Source organism: Flavobacterium psychroterrae (genome assembly GCF_018380615.1).
Lineage (GTDB): Bacteria > Bacteroidota > Bacteroidia > Flavobacteriales > Flavobacteriaceae > Flavobacterium > Flavobacterium psychroterrae.
The window spans coordinates 260,036-286,240 of sequence record NZ_JAGYVZ010000001.1; the positions used below are offsets into that span (position 1 = coordinate 260,036).

Annotated in this window: 21 protein-coding genes; 3 read left to right on the forward strand and 18 right to left on the reverse strand. The window is 34.1% G+C overall.

Going from position 1 to position 26,205, the window contains the following annotated elements:
- Positions 1-40 precede the first annotated feature (40 nt).
- The 4 genes from KHA90_RS00890 to KHA90_RS00905 are packed head-to-tail and all read right to left on the reverse strand — an operon-like array spanning position 41 to position 5,451.
- Complete coding sequence (locus tag KHA90_RS00890) at positions 41-1,621, reverse strand: sodium:solute symporter (RefSeq protein WP_213293856.1); 1,581 nt, start codon at positions 1,619-1,621, stop codon at positions 41-43.
- Positions 1,618-2,682, reverse strand: a complete 1,065-nt coding sequence (locus KHA90_RS00895; RefSeq protein ID WP_213293858.1) for a Gfo/Idh/MocA family oxidoreductase — start codon at positions 2,680-2,682, stop codon at positions 1,618-1,620. The genes KHA90_RS00890 and KHA90_RS00895 overlap by 4 nt, the downstream gene beginning before the upstream one ends.
- A 53-nt stretch (positions 2,683-2,735) precedes the next feature.
- Entirely contained in the window at positions 2,736-2,954 is a 219-nt protein-coding gene (locus KHA90_RS00900) for a hypothetical protein (RefSeq protein WP_213293860.1), read from the reverse strand.
- The gene (locus KHA90_RS00905) at positions 2,935-5,451 is read right to left on the reverse strand and encodes an L-rhamnose mutarotase (RefSeq protein ID WP_213293862.1); all 2,517 of its coding nucleotides are present in this window, start codon (positions 5,449-5,451) and stop codon (positions 2,935-2,937) included. The genes KHA90_RS00900 and KHA90_RS00905 overlap by 20 nt, the downstream gene beginning before the upstream one ends.
- Positions 5,452-5,843: 392 nt before the next feature.
- On the opposite strand from KHA90_RS00905, the gene KHA90_RS00910 reads away from it, so the two are divergent.
- Positions 5,844-7,532 (forward strand): glycoside hydrolase family 28 protein, encoded by a 1,689-nt coding sequence (locus KHA90_RS00910; protein WP_213293864.1) that lies wholly within the window; start codon positions 5,844-5,846, stop codon positions 7,530-7,532.
- A gap of 430 nt (positions 7,533-7,962) precedes the next feature.
- On the opposite strand, the gene KHA90_RS00915 is transcribed toward KHA90_RS00910, so the two are convergent.
- The 5 genes from KHA90_RS00915 to KHA90_RS00935 all read right to left on the reverse strand — a co-directional run bounded on the left by KHA90_RS00915 (position 7,963) and on the right by KHA90_RS00935 (position 12,579).
- Positions 7,963-8,793, reverse strand: a complete 831-nt coding sequence (locus KHA90_RS00915) for an amidohydrolase family protein (RefSeq protein ID WP_213293867.1) — start codon at positions 8,791-8,793, stop codon at positions 7,963-7,965.
- Between the two features lie 3 nt (positions 8,794-8,796).
- Positions 8,797-9,594 (reverse strand): SDR family oxidoreductase, encoded by a 798-nt coding sequence (locus KHA90_RS00920; protein ID WP_213293870.1) that lies wholly within the window; start codon positions 9,592-9,594, stop codon positions 8,797-8,799.
- Between the two features lie 124 nt (positions 9,595-9,718).
- A complete protein-coding gene (locus KHA90_RS00925) occupies positions 9,719-10,732 on the reverse strand; it encodes a zinc-binding alcohol dehydrogenase family protein (RefSeq protein ID WP_213293872.1) in 1,014 nt (337 codons plus the stop codon).
- Between the two features lie 17 nt (positions 10,733-10,749).
- Positions 10,750-11,604 (reverse strand): fumarylacetoacetate hydrolase family protein, encoded by an 855-nt coding sequence (locus KHA90_RS00930; protein ID WP_213293874.1) that lies wholly within the window; start codon positions 11,602-11,604, stop codon positions 10,750-10,752.
- 210 nt (positions 11,605-11,814) lie between these two features.
- Positions 11,815-12,579 (reverse strand): SDR family NAD(P)-dependent oxidoreductase, encoded by a 765-nt coding sequence (locus KHA90_RS00935; protein WP_213293876.1) that lies wholly within the window; start codon positions 12,577-12,579, stop codon positions 11,815-11,817.
- 517 nt (positions 12,580-13,096) lie between these two features.
- Between KHA90_RS00935 and fucP the strand changes: the two genes are divergently transcribed.
- Complete coding sequence (gene fucP, locus KHA90_RS00940; RefSeq protein WP_213293878.1) at positions 13,097-14,398, forward strand: L-fucose:H+ symporter permease; 1,302 nt, start codon at positions 13,097-13,099, stop codon at positions 14,396-14,398.
- Positions 14,399-14,634: 236 nt separating this feature from the next.
- Here the strand turns inward: fucP and KHA90_RS00945 are convergent, their stop codons facing one another.
- Positions 14,635-15,360, reverse strand: coding sequence for an MBL fold metallo-hydrolase (locus KHA90_RS00945; RefSeq protein ID WP_213293880.1), 726 nt, complete (start codon positions 15,358-15,360; stop codon positions 14,635-14,637).
- A 152-nt stretch (positions 15,361-15,512) separates the two neighbouring features.
- Entirely contained in the window at positions 15,513-17,963 is a 2,451-nt protein-coding gene (locus tag KHA90_RS00950) for a beta-glucosidase (protein ID WP_213293882.1), read from the reverse strand.
- 307 nt (positions 17,964-18,270) lie between these two features.
- On the opposite strand from KHA90_RS00950, the gene KHA90_RS00955 reads away from it, so the two are divergent.
- Positions 18,271-19,017: an NUDIX hydrolase gene (locus KHA90_RS00955; protein ID WP_213293885.1), complete on the forward strand. Its 747-nt coding sequence runs from the start codon at positions 18,271-18,273 to the stop codon at positions 19,015-19,017.
- Between the two features lie 58 nt (positions 19,018-19,075).
- On the opposite strand, the gene KHA90_RS00960 is transcribed toward KHA90_RS00955, so the two are convergent.
- The 7 genes from KHA90_RS00960 to tssD form a co-directional block, all read right to left on the reverse strand.
- Positions 19,076-19,591, reverse strand: coding sequence for a hypothetical protein (locus KHA90_RS00960; protein WP_213293888.1), 516 nt, complete (start codon positions 19,589-19,591; stop codon positions 19,076-19,078).
- A gap of 191 nt (positions 19,592-19,782) precedes the next feature.
- Positions 19,783-20,121 carry a DUF4280 domain-containing protein gene (locus tag KHA90_RS00965; protein ID WP_213293891.1) on the reverse strand — a complete coding sequence of 113 codons (339 nt, stop codon included), beginning with the start codon at positions 20,119-20,121 and terminating at the stop codon, positions 19,783-19,785.
- Between the two features lie 23 nt (positions 20,122-20,144).
- Complete coding sequence (locus KHA90_RS00970) at positions 20,145-20,879, reverse strand: hypothetical protein (protein WP_213293894.1); 735 nt, start codon at positions 20,877-20,879, stop codon at positions 20,145-20,147.
- 13 nt (positions 20,880-20,892) lie between these two features.
- Complete coding sequence (locus tag KHA90_RS00975) at positions 20,893-21,681, reverse strand: hypothetical protein (protein WP_213293897.1); 789 nt, start codon at positions 21,679-21,681, stop codon at positions 20,893-20,895.
- Positions 21,678-22,505: a hypothetical protein gene (locus KHA90_RS00980; RefSeq protein WP_213293900.1), complete on the reverse strand. Its 828-nt coding sequence runs from the start codon at positions 22,503-22,505 to the stop codon at positions 21,678-21,680. Before KHA90_RS00980 ends, KHA90_RS00975 begins: the two co-directional genes overlap by 4 nt.
- Positions 22,502-25,639, reverse strand: coding sequence for a phage baseplate assembly protein V (locus KHA90_RS00985; RefSeq protein WP_213293903.1), 3,138 nt, complete (start codon positions 25,637-25,639; stop codon positions 22,502-22,504). Before KHA90_RS00985 ends, KHA90_RS00980 begins: the two co-directional genes overlap by 4 nt.
- Before the next feature lie 29 nt (positions 25,640-25,668).
- A complete protein-coding gene (gene tssD, locus KHA90_RS00990) occupies positions 25,669-26,061 on the reverse strand; it encodes a type VI secretion system tube protein TssD (protein ID WP_213293907.1) in 393 nt (130 codons plus the stop codon).
- Between the last annotated feature and the right edge of the window lie 144 nt (positions 26,062-26,205).

Here is a 26,205-nt window from a genome sequence, read left to right on the forward strand (position 1 = left end):
GAGACAGTCTTTTTTTTATTAGAAGTTTGTTTTTAGAGTTTTAATTCCCATTAAAAACCAAATACAAACACAAAATCACAATCCCTAAAAACACAAACAACAATTTAACCTTTTTACTAGTTTTAGGAATATCAGTTTCATCTGAAAAATTAACTTCAGGATTTTTATCCAATAATGAAATAATAACTGCCGATACTAATAAAACAGCAAAAATGTAAAATGAAATCAATAAAAAGTGTGGCCAAATTGAATATTTATCGGCAGGAAAAATCCATAAATATAAAACTCCCACAAATAAACTAAATGCAGAACCCCAGGATAAAGTTACGTTTACAGCTTTTTTTGTAGTACGTTTCCAGAAAATACTTAACAGAAAAACAACAGATAATGAAGGCGCTAAAAATCCTAAAACTGCCTGAAAAATATTAAATAAATTTTGTCCTTTTATATTATCAATCGCAATTGCTATTAAAATTGCAAACAAACATCCGGCGGCAATTGTGATTCTTCCTATTTTAATCTGTTCTTTTATAGTAGCCGTTGGATTTATTTTCTTTACATAAATATCATTTGTAAAAACGGTACTTAAAGCATTTAAAGAAGAACCAATTGTTCCTACTAAAACGGCGATCATTACACAAATAACCAAACCGTTCATTCCGCTTGGGAATAAGTTGGTAACCATTGTCATATAAGCCAAATCTGAGTTTTTACCCAATTCAGGATATAAGGCGTAACACAAAATTCCTGGCAAAATAAATAACGGCAAAGCCATTACTTTTAACCAGCCAATAAAGTTAACCCCCAATTGTCCTTGTTCCAGATTCTTCGCTCCCAAAACACTCTGCACCATTGATTGATCGGTACAGAAAAAAGCCACCGCAGCAACCGGATATCCCAACAAAATTGCCGGCCACGGATAATGTGCATCGTTTGCCGGCTGAATTAAATTCCAGAAATTAGATGGTGTTTTGGCAACTAAAACATCGATTCCGCCTAATTTTTGTAAACCTAAATAAGACAGTGTAAGCGAAACAACAATCAATAAAATCATCTGAAAAACATTGACTTTGGCAATTGCTTTTAGTCCTCCGGCGAAAGTAAAAATCCCTGAAAATATCACTAAAACGGTCACGCTTTGCCACATTGGGATTCCAAGAATCTGGCGAACCAGAATTCCCCCACTAAATAATCCTAATGATAACCAGCTTACTAATATTTTCACCAAAGCGTACCAGGCTAAAATATTTTGTGTGCTGTCGCCATACCGTTTCCCCATGTATTCCGGCATCGTGCTAACTTTGCTCGCAATATATCGTGGCGCAAAAACCATTGCCAAAAGCAATAGAAAAACAAAAGCGTACCATTCGAAATTTCCGGCAACAATTCCCGTCGCGTAACCAATACTCGCAAATGCCAATAATGACGAAGGTCCAACATTTGTTCCCCACATATTAAACCCTATGCTGTACCAGTTTAATGAATTTCCCGCCAGAAAAAGGGTTTCGTTTTTTTTGCTTTGCTTGACGCTTACAACCCAGCCAATAACTAATAATGCGACCAAATAAACGGCAACAATTACAAAATCAAGCATTGTTAATTTATCGTAGATGCTGTTCATAGTCCGTATTCTTTAAGAATATCAGCTATTTTTACTGGCATTCCAGTTTTTAAAGTTTTATCCATCGCCTGCAATAAAGCTACAGTTCCTATGCCTTCTTCCATATCCGGATAAGCCGTAAAATTGAGTTCGATGCTGTATACAAAATATTCCAGATAATTTTGATATTCTCCTGCGTGGTGGCTTTGCCCTTCAAAACGGAAATAATGTTTTATGGTCGAATCTCCCCAGGTTATTATTTTTTCTTCGCCATCTTTTGTTGTCACCGCATAACGCAATTCGTGATAATCTGCCTGACTTGCGCCTTCGGTTGCTCTTAAAATGGTACTCATTCCACTATCGCGTTGTGCGGGTTGCGTTGGCGAAGTATAAACACCACTGACTCTGGCGATTCTTCCATCTGTCGCTTTGAAGATAAAATGCATGGTGTCTTCGTTTTTTAAACCCGCCTTGCTTCCGTTACTGCTAATCATTCCGTATCCCATAACTTCTTCAATATTGGGTAAATACCATCTGATGAAATCCACAGGATGGCTTAATCCTCCGTACAACCATTTAAAAGATTGCAACAGCGACCATTCTTTTTCTAAAAACCATCTGTGATCAGCGTGATATTGGGCTTCAATTGTAATTAAATCGCCTATTAAACCTTCTTCATAATCTTTTCGCTGTCTTTTTGCAGGTTCAAAAAATCGTGAACTCTGACCTATAAAAACTTTTTTGCCCGTTTTTTTGCTGAGTTCTAAAAGCTCCGCCGCATCCGAAAGATCATCGATAAAGGGCTTCGTACAAACAACATGTTTTCCGTGTAATAAAGCTTGTTTTACATGATTAGCATGTAAATGATCGGGTGTATAAATGGCAATAATATCAATTGACTTGTCTTGTAATAAATCATCATAATTGGTTGTATAGGAATGGAAATCAAACTCTTTTGCGCGCTGTTTACACAATTCCTCGTTTCTGTCGCAAACTTTTACGAGTTCTAATTTTGAACTTCCTAAAGCTGCGGACATTGTGCTTCGTCCTTCTCCGAGTCCTAAAATGGCTATTTTTAACATTGGTTGTGGTTATTTTAGATTGTTGATTTTAGATTTTAGATTATTTCTGAAACCTACTTTGAGGTTAGTTTTATTTTTTCCCGCAGATTAAGCAGATCTAGCAGATTTTCTTTCCTCTTGATTCTCCTCCATTCTTTCTTCTTGTTTCTTTCTTCTTGTTTCTTTCTTCTATTTCTTTCTTCTTGTTTCTTTCTTCTATTTCTTTCTTCTTGTTTCTTTCTTCTATTTCTTTCTTCTATTTCTTCTCTTCTTCTATTTCTTCTCTTCTTCACTCACTTTATTCAAAAATATCCAGGTTTCATCTGCTTTTGCGCCTTCGATTCCGGTTTGGTATTTTTTCATTAAGGCGTTCCATTCGTCTACGCGCGGATTGTTTTGATTTGTTTTTGGATTTAGTTTATCCAGATTTTCTCCTTTCGGAATACTGATAATCAACATCAATTGTCTCTCATTTTTGAAAACCTGTAGTTGCTGAAAATCGGCATTGCAGAAACCTTTTGCGATTTCCGGCCACTTTTCAAATTGTGTGGTGTGATAATCAACATATTCTTTTTGCAATTTTAGATCATCGACTAAATTGGCAGTTAAAACAACATTTTCCCATTCTAATACCGGTTTTGAATCTTTGCATCTTTCAAAATTCTGGAAATCGTAAATTGGGTTTTCGTAAATTTTTATTTGTGCCGATGGATAAGCCAAAGCTAATTTTCGTTTCGTTCTTTCCGGCTGATTCATCTTACCATAAATAACCAGATGATTTTTCCATTGATACAAAGATTCGCCTACAATTCGAAAACCTTTTATAGTTGATTTTACTTTTTCCAGATCAAAATCAGAACCAATCATCTCGATTACAACTGATTTGGGTAATTCTTGTAATCCCCACTTTTCATCAATTACAACTTCTTTTGTCAAATCAATGTAAGGCGCTCTGATTCCGGCAGCATCTTTAATTTTTGTGCTTACAAACGGATTATTATTTTCCCATATATTTCCTTCGGGACCATTATTGTTTTTTAGGATTTTTTCGGTTGCAATCCAGTTGTTTTTGATTGTAAAACCCTGACTTCCTTCATCTGTATACAAATACAACCACAAAAACGGATCGTGCGCATAAGGACTGTTGTAAACTTTATCAATATAATTTTCTTCAATCTTGCTGTTTGGCTGCGACGATAGAGTATAAATTCCGGAAACATCATGTAAATGTTTGGCATAATGATGAATTTTATTTCCGATAATCTTGTTGTTTTCCATCACGTTTTTAGTGTGCGTCCAACCCCAGCCCATCGAAATTCCGCTATAAGCAACATCCGAAATTTCGTTATGTTCTATGGTCAAATTTTTCACAAAACCAGCTGCAATTCCCAGACATCCCCAATCTTCATTGGCAACATTCGTCATTAAATTGTCTGCAATTAATTCATCAGAACATATTTCTCTTTCGTCTTTTACAACTAGTGGCAAATGCGCTTCGAAAGCTTCTTCAGAGAAAACACCAATAGTGATCGCATTTCCGCCAATGTCTTTAAATAAATTTCCTTTGATGTTGTTGTGATTCGTTCCTTTATTCAAATCCAATCCTGTTGACGATAAATGTTCAAAACGGCACGATTCAAACTGAATATTATTCGAATAATTAACTTCGACAGCCGCTCGTGGTCTTCCTACCCAACCTTGATTTTCTAAATTTGCCTGATTTGGAGTACCGGGAATTTTCAATTTATAAGCATCCAATAAATACATTCCTGCCTGTAACGGAACGTGACCTTGCTGCGAAGGACGCAGCCAATTGCTGTATTGAAATGAGATCCCTTTAAAATTAAAATGATGTACAGGAGAATCGATTGTTCCTTTGATTGCAACCAAATTTTCTAAAACAGGAACCGTGACTTTCGCCGAATTCATATCTTCTCCCGCTCTTGATATATAATAAACTTTACCATTTTTTTTATCCAAATACCATTCTCCGGGTTCATTCAACATTGAGATTCCGTTGTTTAAATAAAATGCAGAATTTCCGTTATTTTTTGAAATCCACGGCGCTGGCCACGGATGTTCGCTTTGAATTCGGCTTTCTGGCTGTTCAAATGATAGTCTTGCGCTGTCTTTTCTAACTTCGATATTTTTGATTCGGAGATTGGCTGTCGACCACCATTGAATGATAAACATTTCCATTCCCGGTTCGTACTTTATGGATTTGTCTTTAAACGGAATCCAGCAGGTTTCTGTCGCGGAATCCCAGGAAAGAATTCTGTCCATTTGGTTTCCAGATGTACTTTTTGCTCTAACCGCTTTTTTTCCGTTCACCCATAATTGTCGGTAATTGATTAATTCTCCAGCAATTTTAGGCGCATCGGCAACCCAGATATTTGATTTTTTTACTCCGTTTATTGTGAGTGCTTTTTTCCAGTTTTTTATTTCGATTCCACCGCTAATAATTGCGCTTGCATTTCTATCTGCCTGAATTGTAGTAGGACTTTCGGCTGTTCCAGAATCTTCAGGTCGCACAAATAAAGGTTCATTTAAATAATACGTTCCATTCATTACAATAATCTGAATCCCATCTTTTATAGTTGGATCTTTTAAACGGCGAAGTTCCCTGGCTTTTCTCATCGCCATTTGAACGGTTGCCAACGGATTTGATTTTGTGCCAATGTTAGTATCTTTTCCGTTTGGAGAAACCCAGATTTCAGCAGCATTTGCAGTAAGAACAGAAAAAAGGATCAGAAAAACTACAAGTTTTTTAATGAAGGAATTTAAATGCATTATTTTTTACTTTTTTTGGATATAAAATTATCGAGGATATAATTTAAATCATTAAATAATTTATATCCTAAACTTTTTTAACACTTATCTTAAATATACGGCACAATTTAAAAGAACAGAGAAACAAAAGCATCCTGTACCCTCCTGCAATTGGCGAAAAGACAGGAATAAATACAGTTTCTTAACTTTTAACTTTTCTTTTGTTGTAATCATTCTTGTAATGCGACTTTTTTAAATATTTTTTTATAGATTTGTGTAATCGATTACATTTAAGTTTTATTATTAATATCTCTTGATTTTTTCTTTATTCATAAAAAAATCAGGATCTCGAAATTGATTTAATAAACAATCGGTCAAATTGACTATCTAATTTTAACCATAATACAATAAGAATGAAGACTAATCCAATTAACCTTTTTCGAATTGCTCTGGCAATTGTGATTACCAGTTTTTCACAAAACTGTATTGCCCAGAATTCAAAGTCGTATGATACTTATGCCAACATTGAATTTAAAATGGCAAAGGTCAAAGAACCTGTAATTCCCAAAAACAGTGTAAACATTAAAGATTTTGGTGCTGTAAATGGCGGGTACGTTTTAAATACTAAGGCTTTCGCCGATGCCATCGACGCGGTTTCAAAAAAAGGCGGTGGAAAAGTAATTATTCCTCAGGGAATCTGGCTTACGGGTCCAATTATCTTAAAAAGCAACCTTGAACTTCATGCTGAAACTGGCGCTTTAATCAAATTTTCTCCCGATAAAAGTTTGTATCCTATCATTGAAACCAGTTTTGAAGGCTTGAATACATGGCGTTGTATTTCTCCTATTTATGGTAAAAACCTTGAAAATATCGCTTTTACCGGAAATGGTGTTTGGGATGGTTCAGGAGAAGTTTGGAGACAGGTTAAAAAGAATAAATTAACAGAAAGTCAATGGAAAAAATTTGTTTCCTCTGGCGGAGTTTTGAATAAAGATAAAACGAGCTGGTATCCATCAGAAGTTTTTATGAATGCCTCTAAAGGTGCAGATCAAAATGTGCGTCCGGATTTAAAAACGAAGGAAGAATTTGAAAAAATCCATGACTTTTTACGTCCTGTTTTAGTAAGCATTCAAAACAGTAAAAGGGTTTTGTTTGATGGTCCGGTATTTCAGAATTCTCCTGCATGGAACATTCATCCATTAATGGTTGAAGATTTAATTGTTCGTAATGTAACGGTTCGTAACCCTTGGTATTCTCAAAACGGGGACGGTCTTGATGTAGAATCATGCAAAAATGTAATCATCGAAAATTCAAGTTTTGATGTTGGTGACGATGCGATTTGCATCAAATCAGGAAAAGATAAAGATGGTCGTGATCGTGGCGTTGCGTGCGAAAATATCATCGTAAAAAACAATATTGTGTATCACGGACATGGTGGCGTAACGGTGGGAAGCGAAATGTCCGGCGGTGTAAAAAACCTGCATGTATCGAACTGTACTTTTATGGGAACTGATGTTGGATTGCGTTTTAAAAGTAATCGCGGACGTGGCGGTGTGGTTGAAAACATTTATATATCGGATATTTTTATGACTGATATTCCATCTCAGGCTATTTCATTTAATCTTTATTATGGAGGAAAATCTATTGCAGAAACTTTAGAAGAAGGTGGAGATAAAATCGTCAATAAAGCAATGCCTGTAACGGTTGAAACGCCACAGTTTAAAAATATTTCGATTAAAAATGTAACGATAAAAGGTGCTCAACAAGCGGTTTTTTTACAAGGTTTGCCCGAAATGAATTTAGAAAATATCGAAATATCCAACTTGATTGTTACAGCAGAAAAAGGTTTCTCGATCATTGATGCTAAAGGAATCAAAATTAGCAATGCAAAACTGGATATCGCAGAAAGTAATGTTTTCGAAATTTACAATGCTAAAGATCTGTCCCTGAAAAATGTTGAGTTTAATTCTATATCGACAAAAGCAATTTCTATTAATGGAGAAGCTTCTCAAAATATCGAATTTGTTTCATCTAATGGTTTGGATTTTTCTAAGAGAACAACTGTTGGCGAAACTGTTCCTAAAGGTGCTGTGAAGTTTTAGGATTTTTAGATTTTTAGATTTTTAGATTTTTAGATTTTAAGATTTTAAGATTTTAAGATTTTAAGATTTTAAGATTTTAAGATTTTAAGATTTTAATAAAAAAGCAGGCTTTCCTATGGAAAGCCTGCTTTTTTATTATCGTACAGCGTGTCATTCTGAACGAAGAATCATATTCTATAATCGCCAAAGATTGCATTTTCTACAAAGAGTTCCATAGGAACGAATTATATTGTAGGGATGGATTTTAATCCATTCAACGCAATACATTTTACGAAATACAATCGACACAATACATTTTTACGTAATACAATCGACGCAATACATTTTACGTAATCAATTATTCGCAATTCATTCTGCGACGTAAACCTGACAGGTTTTAAAAACCTCAGGTTTAATAGTAGAAAGCACAATGAAAAAATGGTGATAAAATCTATAATTTATAAAAAGCATTTACATTTTCAAACCAAATCTTATTTTGATCTTCAATCGAAAGCTGCGACATATAATCTTCTAAAGTTTTTACGACTTCTGAATAATTGGAGGCCACATTTAGAACCGGCCAATCTGAGCCGAACATTAATTTATTGGTTGGAAAATTCTCAAAAATCACATCTAAATAAGGTTTTAAATCAGATGGTTTCCAGTTGTTCCAATTGGCTTCTGTGACCATTCCGGAGATTTTACAGCTTACATTTTCCTGTTTTGAAATTTCAGAAATCCCTTTTTTCCAGGATTCAATATCGCCTGATTTAATATTGGGTTTTGCAATATGATCAATTACAAAATGCTGATTCGGAAAATGTTTTACTAAATCTATCGCCGCTGGTAACTGGCGATGAAAAATAAGAATATCATAGGTATAGTCAAACTGATTTAAAGCTGAAATTCCGTTACGAAAATCTTCTCTAAACATAAAATCATCGGCTTCGCCCTGAACAACATGACGAAAACCTTTTATTGTTTTATGAGAAGAAAAATGTTCTAATCGTTCTGTAATATTTTTATTTCGGAGATCAATCCAGCCTACAATTCCTTTTATAAAATTATTTTTTGAAGCTAAATCTATAAGAAAGTTAGTCTCTTCTTCAGACTGACTTGCCTGAACCGCCACGCAACCTGAAAACTGATTCTGTTGAAGTAATGGAAAAAGATCTTCCGGCAAAAAATCCTTTTGAATCTTTTGCATAGAATCATCAATCCAACTGTCTCTAACAGGATCAAATTTCCAAAAATGCTGATGTGAATCAATACGCGTACTCATGTTTTAATTTACATCGCTAATCAAAGCACGGTCCAGATGCACATAACCGCCATCAACAAAAACAAATTGTCCTGTGGTATGCGATGAACGATCTGAAATGATGAAAAGTGCTGTATCTGCAATTTCTTCTGTTTTTGTCATTCTGCTTTCAAACGGAATACTTTTATTGATTTTTTTTAAAACTGTTTCACCATCCGGAAGTGTTTTTAACCAATCGTCGTAAGCAGGTGTAAAACTTTCGGCAATAATAATGGCATTGGAGCGAATCCCAAACTGAATCAGATCAACCGCCCATTCTCTGGTTAAACCTAAAACTCCGCCCTTCGCAGCAGCGTAACCTGACGTTCCGCCTTGTCCTGTTAAAGCGACTTTTGAACCAATATTTAAGATATTTCCTTTTGATTCTTTTAAGTACGGAAGTGTGTATTTTACCACTAAAAAGTAACTTACAACATTCAGTTTTAACGAATCCATAAATTGCTCATAAGTAGCGTCTAAACCCGCGCCGTCATTAACACCAACGTTATTAATTACGGCATCTATTTTACCATATTTTTCAACTATTTTTTTAACGGCATTTTCAATTTCAACAGGATCAGTAACATCTGTCTGAACAAATAATGCATCAATTCCTCGTTTTTGAAGCTTTTCAGCATAATCAAATCCTCTACTGTTTCTGTCAATCAAAACCGGAATTCCGCCTTCATCTGCAATTCTGTTAATTATCGTTTCTCCAATACTTCCCTGCTTTCCTGCAGAACCTGAAACAACAATAATTTTATTTTTTAAATTTAAATCCATTTTTTTGTGGTTATTAGAGGTTATCAGTAGTTATAAATTTTAAACACATAGTCCCGATAGCTATCGGGACTATGTGTTTAATTGAACTTTTTATTAGTTACAACCAACAGGTTTAAACTTTATCTTAATCTATCTCAATTAAGGCTTTGATCACATTATTTTTCGGATCAATTAATTTTCCAAAATCATTGATCATATCGTCAAAACTTGTTCTGTGGGTAATGTATTTTTTAGGATCTATTTTTCCGTTTTTGAGACATTCCATTACATATTCAAAATCTTGAATAGTAGCGTTTCTGCTGCTCATTAAAGTCGATTCTCTTTTATGGAAATCAGGATGACTGAACGCTAATTCGCCTTTTTGAAGTCCGACTAAGACAAATCTTCCGCCATGCGAAATATAATGGAAAGCATCGTTCATCACATTTCTATTTCCTGTCGCATCAATTACCACATTTGCCATGTCGCCATTGGTGATTTCAGACAGTTTTTCGGCTACATTTTCGTTTAGCGGATTTATAGTTTCATCAGCATTTAATTCGTTTTTACAAAAATTTAATCGGTATTCGTTGATATCCATCACGATAACTTTTGCTCCGGCAATTTTGGCAAACTGAATCAATCCGATACCTATTGGACCTGCTCCCATTACTAAAACGGTATCATTTGGACCAACATTAGCTCTTCTGACTCCATGTGCAGCAATTGCTAATGGTTCAATCAAAGCCAACTGATCATAATCTAATCCCTGACCGTGCAGTAAATATTGCTCCGGAATCGTTACATATTCAGCCATTCCGCCATCAATATGCACTCCGAAAACTTTGATATTTACACAACAATTGGTTAAACCGTTTCGGCAAGCCACGCATTTTCCGCAATTGAAATACGGGATAAAAGTTACTTTATCACCTGGTTCAAAACCTTTTGCATTTCCTTTGATGTATTCTGCCGCAAGTTCGTGACCTAAAATTCTTGGATATTCAAAATAAGGCTGCGTTCCTCCAAAAGCGTGAATATCAGTTCCGCAAATTCCTATTCTTTTTATTTTTAATAATACTTCGCCATCTTTTGGTTCCGGTATTTCTTTTTCTTTTAACTTGAATTCCTGTGGTTTTTCACATACAATAAATTTCATCTTCAATTTTTCTTTGATTATTTAGAGTATGCCACCGCAGTTTGTTTACTGGTTCCCAAACCTTCAATTCCTAATTCTACAACATCTCCGGCTTTTAGGTAAATTGGCTCCGGTTTAATCCCTAAACCAACTCCAGGAGGCGTTCCTGTACTAATAATATCGCCAGGCAACAAGGTCATAAACTGGCTTAAATAATGTAATAAATACGGGATTTTAAAAACGAGATTCAACGTATTACTGTCCTGATATTTTTTACCGTTTACACTTAACCACATTGATAAATTATCAACATCTTTTACTTCATCTTTTGTTGCTAAAAATGGTCCAAGAGGCGCAAATGTGTCACAGCCTTTTCCTTTTGCCCATTGTCCGCCGCGTTCGATTTGGAATTCTCTTTCGCTATAATCGTTTAATAAAGCGTATCCCGCAACATAATCTAAAGCTTCGGCTTCTTCAACATAACTTGCTTTTTTACCCACAATAAATGCAAGCTCTACTTCCCAGTCTGTTTTTACACTATTTTTTGGGATAATCACATCATCATCAGGACCACATAAGGAAGTCGTAGATTTAAAAAAGATGATGGGTTCTGTGGGAATAGGCGCGCCGGTTTCCTTACAGTGATCAACATAATTTAATCCAATACAAATTATTTTCGAAGGTCTCGCCACCGGAGATCCTAAACGTACATTCGCATCCACTTCCGGTAAATTGGGATTGCTGTCTAATGCTTTTTGTAATTTTTCTAAACCGTTTTCTTCAAAAAAACTTTCGTTATAATCTGAAACAATTCCCGAAACATCATATCTTTTTTCACCTATTAAAACTCCTGGTTTTTCTTTTCCAATTTCTCCAAAACGTATTAATTTCATATCTTTTAAAGTTGCAAAGTTGATAAGGTTCTGAGATACTAAGTTTTTTTAGTTACTTAAACCTTACTACTTAATTAATTATTTATTTATTTTTAAGGATCTAAGTTGCTAAGGTTCTGAGGTTCTAAGTTTTTTTAGAATTAAAACCTGTTAGGTCTACGAGTCGCTAAATCTAGCAACTTAGAATCTCAGAACCTTAGAACCTTTTTTCTAGTTATTTAATTTAATAAATCCTCCGTCGATTGGGTAATCGCTTCCGGTGATAAAACCTGCTTCGTCACTGCATAAATACAGGGCAAGTGATGCGATTTCATCCGGTTTTCCCATTCTGCCGATGGGTTGTGATTGTGATAATTTTTCGAACATTTCATCTTCTTTTCCTGCGTAATTTTTCGAAATAAAACCATCAACAAAAGGCGTATGAACACGTGCTGGCGAAATCGAATTACATCGAATATTTTCCTTGATATAATCTTTTGCAACAGATAATGTCATTGCCATAACCGCCCCTTTTGCGGTTGAATAGGCAAATCTATCCGGGATTCCAACCCACGCCGCAATTGATGCCATATTTACAATCACACCTCCATTTGAAAGTCTGAATTGCGGAATTGCTGCAAACAAACAGTTGTAAACTCCTTTTACGTTAACCTCCATAACACGATCAAAATCAGCTTCTGGCGTTGTGTCGACTTTACCAACATGGGCAATTCCGGCATTATTAATCAGGATATGAATATTTCCAATGGCTTCAAATGTTGCCACAACTTCTTTTTGATTCGCCACGTTACAGGAATGCGAAAATACTTTTCCACCAGATTTCCTGATATCCTCAACAGCTTCCTGAGCGCTTTCAATCGTCAAGTCTATAATATGAACTTCTGCTCCTTGTTTCGCGAATAGCGTTGCAATGGCTCTTCCTATTCCGCTGCTGCCGCCGGTTACTATTGCTTTTTTATTTTGTAATGAAAACATTTTTATAATTATTTAGCTTTAATATATTGTTATAACGTGGTAAATTAATAAATGTAAAAACCACAATTACAAATATAATTTTTAATCTCAATATTCTGAGAAATATTTTTATTAATTCCTCTAAAACTAATCATAGTTTAAAATATTATAACATTTTTTATATCCTTTGTAAAAAAACTAAACACTAATTCGATATACTGCAAATTTTAACTATTAATAAATGCTACATTTCTTGTTCAATTCAATCTTATTTCTACTTTTGTAATTGTGTATTTTACATTTATCTTTTTTTTAAGTGGCAAAGGTTCAAAGTAGCAAAGCGACAAAGATTCAAAGCGACAAACGTTTGATACTTTTTCCTAAATTCTATTAAGCTCTAGAAAAAACCTTTGAACCTACGCGCCTTTGAAACTCTAAAAAAACCTTTGAACCTATGCACCTTTGAACCTTTGAACCTCTAAAAAGAACCTTTGTACCTCTAAAAACAAACCTTTGAACCTCTAAAAACTATCTACTAATGCAACCAACCAGCCAAACAGTCGACCAACACGAAATTGTTACAGAAAAAGGATCGTCAAAAAAATACCTTTTACCATTTATACTCGTTACCAGCTTATTTTTTCTTTGGGGAATGGCGCACAATCTGGATTCTATTTTGATTCCGCACTTAAAAAAGGCTTGCGAATTGAACAATCGTCAATCGACTTTGATTGATACGGCAGTATTTTTCGCCTACTTTATAATGGCAATTCCGTCTGGAATGCTGATAAAAAGATTTGGCTATAAAAACAGTATTATTACCGGATTGTTAGTTTTTGCAGCGGGTGCATTTCTATTCGTTCCTGCGGCAAATACCAGAACTTACGAGCTATTCTTGTTTGCTTTATTTGTAATTGGCTGTGGATTAACGATTTTGGAAACCAGTGCAAATCCGTATGCTACGATTTTAGGACCTCCGGAATCCTCTTCAAAACGATTGAATTTAGCGTCATCTTTTAATGGTTTGGCGGCAATGGTCGCTCCTATTGTAGGTTCTTTATTTATACTTTCGGGAACAAATCACACGCCGGAACAAATGGAAGCAATGCCTGACGCTGCAAGAGCGGCATATTTATTAGAAGAAGCTTCATCAGTAAAATTGCCTTATATTATTTTAGGAAGTGTATTAGTTTTAGTAGCCATTTTATTTTATTTCATGCATTTGCCTTCAATGAAAACGCAACATGAAGAGGTTGAAGAAAAACCGGGCTTTTTCTCTGTTTTAAAATTCTCGCATTTAAGCTGGGCGGTTGCAGCGCAGTTTTTCTATGTAGGCGCGCAAGTTTGTATCACAAGTTTTTTTATTAGAATTGCACAGCAAGGCGCTGGGTTAGACGAGAAAACTGCAGGATATTATCTTGGTATTTACGGTTTTCTGTTTATGGCGGGACGTTTTATTGGGACTTTCTTTTTGAAATTTATCAAAGATTATGTTTTGCTTTCTATCTATTGTGTTTGCAGTATTTTATTGTGTCTGGTCGCTATTTACGGAACTGGAGTTTATGTGATTTACGCACTTGGCGGAATCGGATTTTTTATGTCAATTATGTTTCCTACGATTTTTTCGTTAGGATTAGTGGGTTTAAAATCGAATACTGAAACAGGTTCTTCGTGGTTGGTAATGGCAATAGTTGGCGGTGCAATTCTTCCATACGGAATGGGAACTTTGATCGATATGAACCACGATGACATTCAATCCGGATATATTATTCCTTTGTTGTGTTTTGTTATTATTCTTTATTTTGGCATTTTTGGACACAAAGTAAAAGTTGTAAAATAAAATTTATTTTTCCAAAAAATAAAAAGGTTTGAATCCGATAATTTTCGATTCAAACCTTTTTTTATAGCGTCTACAAAATATAACTGCTAAAAGATTATTTTTGATACTTTATCGGAGATTAATATCAATAAATATAGTTATCAATAAATTTGCCGCATAGAATCTAATCTTTCCTCTATAATCTATCTTCTTTCTTCTTTCCTCTTTCTTCTAAAAATCTAAAAATCTAAAAATCACTAAAACTCCAGCACCGGCTTCTTCATATCATGATACAAAAGTATTTTCCAATGTGCTTGTGTCGCTTCCTGTTCCCACTTTTTACGTGATTCCATCGCACATTTGCCGTCATAATCTGTTTTGTAGGCGACATGAAGTTTTAAATATGCTTCTTGTGGTAAATCATCGGCACCATAAAAAGTAATTTCCTCATTTTCCTTAATCCAGAAAACCTGATGAAAAGGCGTGTGACCGGCAGAAACTTCATATGAAATCTCATTTGTTATTTCACCTTTATCATTGTCGAGCATTTCAATATTTGGTAATAATTTGAATTGGTTCAGAATATCAAAATCATATGACGGACTTTGTTTTTGTTCCAATGCAAAATCCAATTCTCTGCTTTGCATATAAATCGTGGCATTTGGGAAACTTTGTACAAATTCATCTTTCTCATTAAAATAACCAATACCGCCAATATGATCTTTATGAAAATGAGAAACCAAAACTTTAGTAATTTGTTCCGGTAAAATAGTATGACTTTTTAGTAAATTCTGAATTAAAGGAACTTCATTTTTATCTGACCTCAAGCCCAAATCTAATAGTATATAATCATTTTGAGTAATTATCAAAAAAGGCTGAATTGCCATTTTAAGCCCCGAAGCTTGCGGAAATTCATCCATGAGTTTAAATTCCTTCTCGTTGCTCACAAAGTAATTTCCTTCTTGTAGTGGTATTATTTTCATTTTACTTGAGTCATTATTTCATACAAAGGTCTAAAGAATTTCTATATTTCTAATGGTATTGGGAAATTATAAGCAATAAAAAAACCAACTGAAAAATATGCTTCAGTTGGCCTTTTCACTAACAATAATTAATCAACATTATTACAAAATACTTACGGTTTCAGCTCAGTAAATTTTGAATCTAATTCAAAAGCTTTCTTTACTTTTTCGACTGTAATTTCTTGCGCTACAGTAAATTCGGCTGTTTTTTTAATATTTTCAGATGATGCTCCAACCAAAACTTTATAAGTTCCGGCTTCTGCAATCCAGGCACTTTTACTTTCTAAAAATGAAGCAAGATCTTTTGGCGATAAAGTCAGTTTTAAGGTTTCAATTTCACCCGGTTTTAATTCTTTGGTTTTACCAAAAGCTTTTAATTCTTCTTTTGGTTTGTCAATCGTTTTTGATGGTGCCGAAAGATAAACTTCAACTACTTCTTTTCCAGCTGTTTTTCCGGTATTTTTCACTGTTACCGAAATTGTCAGTTTATCATTGAAAGTTGGTGAACTCAGTTTTACATCTGTATAATCAAAAGTCGTATAAGAACTTCCGAAACCAAATTCGTAAGATGGTTTTACATTGAAGGTGTTGTAATAACGATATCCTACATAAATTCCTTCTTCGTAGGTTACTTCTTTTGGATTATCAGCAGGAATTCCGGGAAAGTTTTTTGCCGATGGTGTGTCAGCATATTTCATAGGGAAAGTCATTGTCAATTTTCCTGATGGATTTATTTTTCCCGCAACTACATCAGCAACAGAATGTCCGCCTTCCTGACCTGGCTGCCAAGCTAATAAAATAGCATCTACTTTATCTTTCCATGATGCCGTTTCGATTACTCCGCCAATATTTAGAATAACTACTACTTTTTTTCCTTTAGCATGAAATGCGTTTGAAATTTTATCCAGCATTTCAATTTCTTCTGTCGCTAAATTGAAATTATTATCGACAACTCTGTCTCCGCCTTCTCCGGAATTTCTTCCTAAAGTCACAAATGCAATTTCAGAACTTGCTGCTTTTTTAGTAAAGAATGCGTTATCCATTTTCATTTCATGAAGTCTTTCCGGCAAAGCCAAAATTCCCTGAGATTTTCTTCTTTCATTATCGGCAGCAACTTCTTTTTCAGCGTAAGGTTTGTATAAATCAACCAATTCCTTGTCTAATTTGTAACCTGCTGCGGTCAATCCTTCTAAAAGGGAAACGGTGTGTTTATTATTCACGCTTCCGCTTCCTGTTCCGCCCGTAATCCATGCGTAAGAAGTCACGCCAAATAAAGAAACTTCTTTTTGCTTATCAGCAAATGGCAAAGCATTTTTCTCGTTTTTAAGCAAAACCATTCCTTCTGCAGCAGCGTTTCTGGTTACTTCGGCATTTTTGGTTAAGTTGGGTTTATTACTGTATTTGTATTTAGCAAAAGTGGGAGTGCGAAAAACATATTCTAAAATTCGTCTCACGTTTGTATTTGCCACTTCCTGAGATAATTTCCCGGAATTCAAGGCTTCTAATAATGCTTTTTTCTGAACTGGAATTCCCGGCATTAATAAATCGTTTCCGGCATTCATTTGCCCAACAACATCTGAGCTTAAACCTTTTTGTATGGATTCAAAACCCGGAAAACCACCAAACCAGTCCGTCATTACAATTCCTTTAAAACCCCATTCATCTCTTAAAACCTGAGTTAGTAAATCTTTACGGTCAGAGGTGTAAGTCCCGTTTAGTTTGTTGTACGAAGACATTACAGTCGAAGGCTGAGATTCTTTTACGGTGATTTCAAAACCTTTTAAATACAATTCTCTAATCGCTCTTTCAGAAACGTGAGCATTTATAGTCAAACGATTGGTTTCTTCATTATTTACTGCAAAATGTTTAATCGAAGTTCCCACGCCTTGCGACTGGATTCCGTTTACAATTGCCGCGGCGGTTTTTCCTGAAATCAATGGATCTTCTGAGTAATATTCGAAGTTTCTTCCGTTCAACGGATTTCTGTGGATATTTAAAGCCGGAGCCAATAAAACATCAACTCCATATTCTTTTACTTCATTTCCCATTGCTTTTCCCACTTCTTCTAAAAGTGCTTTATTCCAGGTAGAAGCCAAAGCTGTTCCTACGGGAAATGCGGTTGCATAATAGGTTTTTGAGTCATTTTCTCTCGTTGGTTCAATTCGTAAACCGGCAGGACCATCGGCAACAACGGTTGCAGGAATTCCAAATCGTTCAAAAGCAGCAGTTCCGCCCGCAGCTCCGGGAACTAAACCTTGCTTGGAATCTCCAACAGGACCTGTCAAAACTTCGATTCCGGGCATTCCGGTTCCTATAAGTAATTCTGCTTTTTCGGCATTGGTCATTTGTTTGATGATTTCCTCAATTCTTTGATTTGCCGAAAGTCGGGTATCTTCCCACGGATCAAGTTTTCCATTTCGGTTAAAATCCTGAAATGTAAATCCCTTAATGGTTAAAAGCGGTGGATTTGTTTCATCAGTCGGAATTGCTTTCCACGATAAATTCGAAAGCACCAAAGCGGTCAAAAGTGTTACTCTCGCTGTTTTTTTTATGGTTTGTTTCATAGTTAGAAGTATAAAATTGTTTTTGTTTTATAATGAAGTTTTGTTTGTGATATTTCATTGCTTCATATAGAAGCAATATTAAAAACTTTTTTCCATATCAGCAAATAAAATCACTTAAAATTTCACATAGAATAATCCTAAATACCTAAAAATGAGTATTTACTAATACTCACAAACAAAGAACTAAAAATTATCAGCTGAAGAAGTAGCGTTAAATAATCCCTAAATTGGATTAAAAAAAAGTTTTGATTTTTTAAGTTGTCTTATAATTTTCAAAAACATTAAATTTGAAAATAAATAATTTGCAATGGAATTTAAAGAACTTCTTGAAAAACGATCGGCAGAATCCTGGGAAAAATACATCCCTACGCTTTCTATTGATTGTGTTATTTTCAGTTTTCACGAAACGGCGCTTCAGGTTTTGACAGTTAAAATGAAAGACCAGAATTTTTGGGGACTTCCGGGAGGTTATGTAAAAAAAGATGAAAACGTTGATGATGCTGCGATTAGAATTTTAATGGACAGAACGGGAACTGAAAATATTTACCTGCAGCAATTTTATACTTTCGGAAATTTAAAACGTTCGGAAAGTGCTTTTCAGGAATATGACGATGCGCTCTGGCACAAACAGCGTTTTATTTCTATTGGTTATTATGCTTTGGCTGAACATTCAAAAGTAAAGTTAGTTGTTGATGAATATTCGACGGTTGTTGAATGGAAATCTATTGAGGATTTGCCTTTGTTTATGATGGATCACAGAACTATTTTTGACAAAGCGCTTGTTACGCTTCGGGAACAATTAAACAATCACCCAATTGGTTATAATCTTTTGCCTGAGAAGTTTACAATGCCGGAATTACAAAAATTGTACGAAGCCATTTTAGGCAAAAAACTAAATCGTGGTAATTTCTATCGAAAAATTCTTCGTTATGATATTTTAACCAAATTAGATGAATCACGAAAAGGCGGCGCTCATAAAGCTCCGGACTTGTATAGTTTTGATTTAGAGAAATACAATAGTGCCTTGAAAGAAGGATTAAAAGGAAGCTGGTAAATTCAGATATAAAAAAACGCCTCATTGCTGAGGCGTTCTTCAAATTTAGTCTTGTTATTTAGTGATGATCATTATGTCCGTGATCCTTGTCTTTACCAGAATTTCCTTTAGAATTGTTTGAATGATCTTTTCCTGAATTTCCTTTTCCAGAGTTTCCTTTTTGTGGCTTGTCTTTACCATTCGGTTTATTGCTTTTGTCCGGTTTATTTCCTCTGTTTTTTTGAGGACTTCCATGATATCCTTTTGGATAATTAGTTCTGTGTTTGGTATGATACGTATAAGGAGTATTTCCTCTATAATCATTTAAAACTACTTTGTATCCACTATACAAATCATATTGTCTGTATTTTGAAGGTAATCTGTTTTGGCGAACCCAAGTACCGTTATTATCATAAATAAACTGACTTTGGTTTACATCATAATAAGTGTCAATGTCCGGTAAATAGTAATATCTGCTATCGTCATTTCCTTGTGGACCCCAGTTTGGCGGTGTACCAATATTTACATTGATCGAAACTTGCGCGTTTGCAAAAATACCCATCAAGAGTATTAAAGCGATTCCTAATTTTTTCATTTTTGTGGTATTAAGTATTATTTGATTTGAAACAAAGCGAAAGTAGTGCCATTTATTTGCCTTTACCCTATTGATTATACAGAAAGGCAAAACCAATCGACGAACAGTACCTCACAACCGACAAAAAGTTAAAAATAAAAAACGCCTCAAAGTTTGAGGCGTTTGTAATGATGATTATTACTTATGTAGTTTTAATTAATTTCATGTATTTCATCATGTCCTTTATACTGAACCGTAATTTTTCCGCCTGTTGCACATTGACAAGTTGAAGCGTCTGTAAGGATTTTAAAATTGTTTATAGCATCTTTTTCTGCTGTTTTCTTCCATTTTATTGGCGCAGGATTGCAACTGCTTTGTGTAATACTGCAACTCCAAAAATTAGGAATATTAATTTCCGGCTGTTTGTCTTTTTCTGTTGCTACAAGTTTGTTCGCGGCTCTGCAAAAACTCTGACTTGTAACCTTTAAGATACTTGTTTTTGCGCCTTTGTTACAAAATAAAACGGCGTCTTGTGTTAGTTTATTTGGCATAATTGTATAGATAATTTCTGTTTCTAAATAAATTTATAATATCCAACCTGACATTCAAATTCATTTCTGAAACCATTTATTATAAAAAAATAATCATTCTTCTCATCTTCATTTTTAACTAGATTTATAATGAAGGTATCATCTTGTTTTTTACTATATACAATTCTGAAATTCTTAATACGCGTTCTATTCTTTATATATAAATTAACCCTTCCTAAATTACCTTTCAATTCCGTTTTAAAATTCAGTAAATTGGAACTTCCATATTTTACATCTTCAATATATTTATCGATCATATTTGAGTATTTTTCATTTAAGCTATCTTGAAAGCTATTTCCATCGCTCTTAATAAGTTTAATTATCTTATCCGATTTTTGAGATAAAAAATATTTTCCCATCTCAAGATTTGATATGCTTTTTTTACTCTCACAATCTCCTGATTGTTTGAATTGTTTTACAAATAAATTAATGTGTTTATTATCTATAATTTTATATGTTCCAACAGAAGAAGGAAAACAGTCATTTCCACACTTTGCAGAATAATTACATATAAATGAATTATTTGAGTTGAAAATTATTTTAGTACCGTACAAAGAATATTTATCGTTTTTATCAATTTTATATAAAATATATTCCTTCGTATTTTCTGTATCCTGACCTATTACTTCGCTTATGTGCCAATATTCTTCAAAAATATTCTGCGAGTAACTATTATGAGAAAAAAATACAATCAATACATATAGTGTTATCTTTTTCATATTTAGCATTTTTTTAGTTTTGTTTGCTTTTAAAATCTTCTTCAAAAACTTCCCATTCTTCTTTAGTATAATCTTTGCCTTTGTACGTTTTGTGATAGGCTGTTTTTTCTTCTTCATCTTTCTTTAGGCTTTTTATATATTCATCAAAAGGCTGTATCGTTATTACTTCGTTATCTGGTGGATAACGGCGAGATGTCTTAAACAAAACCTCTCCAGTAGTGCCATCTATTAATACATAATTCCATGTAGATTTTTCTACGTTGGATTTTAGGTACACTTCATAGAAAGTTTTTTTATTGGGTTTATTGCTTTCAAATCTTTCTAAAACACTTTCTTGTCCAATATTCTCTAAGTCGACTTGATATTCTTTCTTTACTTTGTCTATTACTTGCTTTAAAGAAAATTTATATGGCAAATCATAATTGATCTCTTTGATTAATTTACCGTTATCGTCATATTCTTTATCTGTTTTAATAGAAAACTGGTAAAAATAATATCCAATTATACTTAATCTTTTTGATTCATTTGAAAAGCCCTTAATTATTTTATAAGGGGTTTCTACATTTGTAATTCTAACTTGAATCCCTGTATTAAAAAAATTGATTTCAACCCTATCACTTCTTTTTTTATAAAACTTGCGTTCTTGTGTGGATAAATGTGAATTATCAAATTCCCAGTCTTTGTATTTATCTATATTAAAATATTCCATTTTATTTTTTTTCAATTGTTTGTTAGATTTTTTACTTTGACAATAACAATCGTGTACGATAATCAAACAAAACATCATTATTAAATTCTTCATGGTTTATTAAATAAATCATCCCAAAATCCTTTACTCTTCTTTTTTTCCTGATAGTTTTTATACCATTCTTCCTCAAAAACTTCCCATTCTTCCTTAGTATAATCTTTGCCTTTGTACGTTTTGTAATAGGCGGTTTTCTCTTCTTCTGCTTTTTTTAGGCTTTCTATATATTTGTAATAAGGTGGTAAGTCTCCCTCGCCATTTAAAGCCATATCAGTTTTAAACAAGGTTTCTCCTGTAGTACCGTCTATTACGATATAATCCATTATACCGGGATTATCCATATTCCTTAAATAAGCGGTGTACAAAGGCTTTTTATCCAGTTCTACACTTTCAAATCTTTCCAGAACACACTTCTGAGTTAAATTTTCAAAATCTATTTCATATTCTTTTTTTATCTTATTTATTGCATCCTTGAGCGTAAATTTATAAGGAGCTTCATAATTAATCTCTTTAATTAGTTTTCCATCTACGTCGTACATTTTATATATTTCTATATTAATTGTATAAAATTCACATAAAATGGATTTTAACGATTTATTTTTAGCATAATAAACTTTAATAGAGCCGTAAGGACTCTGTATGTTTGTTGTCTCAATTTGAATAGTGCTTTCTCTAAAAAATATTCCAACTCTATCATTTGCTTTCTTTAAAAACATAGTAGTTTCATTTGGTGAGTACGAATTATCTATCTCCCAATCCTTGTATTTATCGACATTAAAATATTCCATATTTTCTTTCTTTATTTTATTATTTCTAACTTTATATTGGCCCGCACAACTTAACAACGAGCCTAAAATAAGTACTGTGATTATTTTTTTCATTTTACTTTTATATTAGAATTAGCAATTCTCCACTGCCATTGCCAGCTCGTAAAAGTGTCATCTGCATAGGACATAATATTATTTGTAGCAATTGTAGATTTTTGTACACCCATAGGATATATATATTTAAAATTTTTATGAGGCAATGGTTTATCTTTATTTTTGCCTTTATGAGTATGCCACAAACCTAAGCCATGAAGTGTTTCATGAATTAAGGTGGCATTTTTATATTCCAATAATGTTTTAAAAATAATTACATTTTTTACGTTAATGCCTTGCGCCGCTCCTGCTGTTAGCGGGTCATTTGCGCCAATGGCAAATTTAAATATGGTAAAACAGTCAAAATATTTAATCTTCTTTTCTGTGCCTGAACTATCATTATCTTCTAAAAATATACTGCGCACATCATGATGCAGGTAAGGATTTAAAAGGTCGTAGTTGTTTTTATCTAAATAAGCGAGATGCCCGTATTCATCTACATGTTTTCCGTTTATCTGAAAATCAGGATGATTTGATAAATTCAGAATAGTTTCTTCAATAATAGGCAATATCAAAGCCTGATGCATTCCTTCGAACAATTTATATTTTTCCTCTGGGGTAAAAGCTTTTTGTAGTTCTTTGTTAGCTACATTTGTTATAACATTTACCAACACAAACTTCTGCTCTTTTCTAACCGTGCTATCATTTTTAAGCACCGTTATTCTTCCGGCAAGCTTTCTGTTTTCTATTTCCTTATTAGGTTCAGTACCTTTTGGGTACGCGTAAATATTAATGTACTTATTACTATCTAAATCTTTCAGGCATTTTATTTTTATAGAGATTTTTCGGTCTGTGAGCCCTTGTGTTTTTTTATTTTGTGTAAGCTTAGTTGCATCTATCCTAAACAGTGTATCGTCATAGTCAAACTTTATTTTTTCAAGATCTTCTTCTATCTCTAACAATATTTTTAATTCGGCTTCGTATTGTGGGACTACAAGAGTGTCTTTCGGCATTGACTTTACAAATTCCTGCGAGAACAAGGTTAAGTACGGCACAAAATAATGTGTACTTACAGTATCATCAGGCGTTTTTCGTGTGATTGTTATACTATCATACTCTGTTTGTAGTTGTGTAAAAGCCTCTATCTTATCAAGATCACTTTTTCCGTTTTTATAGCCTCCCTCAATAATACTTTGGTAATCAGGCTCTATGGTTAATCCGTTGTCTTTTTCTCTTAACCAATCAAATCCAAATTCACCTTTCCATGTAGAAAGAGGTCTAAAATAAACTACTGCAAGAGCTACAACTTCTGTAGCAGCAGCATCTACGGTTAATGCTGTATTACTATAATTATTGCCCAGATCGGCATGCATGGTAGCTGTACCTTTACTATTTATAACAGCTTCTTTATCAGAGTGTATTAAGGCATGTTCTGTGCCGTGCACTTTTGTTTTTTTTGCTTCGATATCAATAGCGTCATCACTATTAATCAATGCCTTGCCACTATACAAGTTCATAAATCCTTGTATGGTTTGTTTCAATGTTTTGCTAAAAATATAGATTCGGGTTAAGGCAGTAAGCATATAATCATTTGTGTTGATTTCTGTGCTTTCGCTGGCGTTAAAAATTAGTCGTTTTACATTGACTACAAAAACATCTGCGTTTAGTTCTACTTGTCGTTTTCCGTCAAATTGCAGGTAACTTTTACTGGAATCCTGCAACAGCATACTTCCTGCTTTGTCATTCATTACTAAACGATTGTTACTTCTGGTATGCAGTGCTTTAATATCATTATTGGGCGTTGCGTAACCGCTTTTTTCTTTTATGCTTGTTAATGATCCGGTTACAATGGGCATTTCGGCATTTCCTCCCTGAAACTCTACATAAACGGTTTCGCCAATTTCAGGAACCCAGTGCGAACCTTTCTCACTTCCGCCATATTGCTGTAAAACTGGTATATAAGGTGTTGTTGTGCCTTTGATTTTTTGCCACGACATTTGTACTATAACAGCACTTAGTCCGTCAGGATCTTCTGTATTTACTACAATTGCAGACTGACTGGGGGAATAGGGTACTAAATCAGGATTTGTTTTGGGCGAAAATACGGCACCACTCAGGTTTATTGCTTTAAAATGATTTTCGTAACCGCCGCTGTCGTCACAGGTATGCGTGATTTCGGTAATTCTGTAAGTGGTTTCATGTTGTTTATCGACTCCTTTAATAGTTACGGTATTCCCTAAGGTAACGCCGGGAACTTCGCTGATGACTTTTATTTTCATCATATCCCCCAGAATGCTGCGCATTTTGTTTCTAGTATAGTGCGGAGAAGCGTTTTGATTGGGCTGGATTACATTTTCCCTATTAAATATTTGATTGGATCTGTCCAGGTATTCTTCATGAAAACCATTTACTTCATTACCGTATTTAGCGGTTTGGTCCATAAAAGATTCTCCTGTTCGATTATCGTTTTCGATCGTTTTAAACAATGCCGGAACGAGTTTCATGTCATAAATAAAATCCTGCATGTTGATATCATATACAAGTGTGGGCGATGCTCCAAGTCCGCCCGGAGTTCCTAAAACTATCGTGCGTCCGTTGCTGTAAAACCATTGTGCGTGTAGCTTTGATAACCTGTTTAGGAGATCAAAATCGCTCTCGTTGTACTGCACTGTATAAGGAATAATGTCTTTGTAAAACGGGTTGACATGAAAATCAATGCCATAACGTGATTTTACCTGATTTACAATGGCTTCTAAAGTCATTCCTGTAAAGGAGTTACAATCTGCGCCATTGTCTAAAAGTATCGTTTCACTATATCCTGTAATTACGAGTACTTGCTCGTTATCAGTTAGCGTAGATTTTCGCATTCTTACCTTGTCAACTATCCCATAAAATTGCAGGGTATAATCGTTTTTATTTTCGACAAGCATAAGGTCGTCAAGCTCCGGAATTGCTTTTATTTCGATACTTATTCTTTGTCCCTTTAGATTTCCTGAAGCGGGAACATTACTTTGAAATTTGGTTTCTAATAGTTCCTGTCCTATTTCAAACGAAAATTTATGATGCGCATGAATTTTTTGAACAATCTTTAAATGGCTGAAATTGTGTACGACTAATTCGCCTATTTTTATTGTTGTAGTGGTTTGTAATGCCATTTTGGTTCGGTTTTTTTAAAGAGGATTATTTAAGAGGCTTTCCAGTTATTTTCAAATAAAGTATTGCCTAATTTTATTTCCTTAGACGTAATAAGAATCTCCGTTGTCATGGGAGACACTCCTTCACTTCGAAACCTTTTATGAAAATAAATGCAGAATGCTTTCTTAAAAACTACATTTTTCATTGTACTCATGGCATCCCGGCGGTAAAAAATAATTCTGCCGTCTTTAGTACTTGTCTGGGATATCATCCAGTCTGAAAATAAATCTGTTTGTGTACTCTCAATAACCAGTTTAATTTTCCCTCCTTTGGTTTTATTGGCTGGCTTACCGTTATTATTTGTGCCTTGTTCAAAAATGACATCAAACTCTAAAACATTAAAAACTGCATTGTCTAATTCTAATTTTGCTAAAAAACTCATGGGTTTGATTTAATTTGCGGTTAGTAAATATCATTTTAGATTTAAGAAAAAATCTAAAAATAATCTTACTAATTTAGATCAAGTAAAACATTATGAATGTCCTGTAAAAGTTTTTAATGTATCATTTTAAGGCATAAAAAAAAG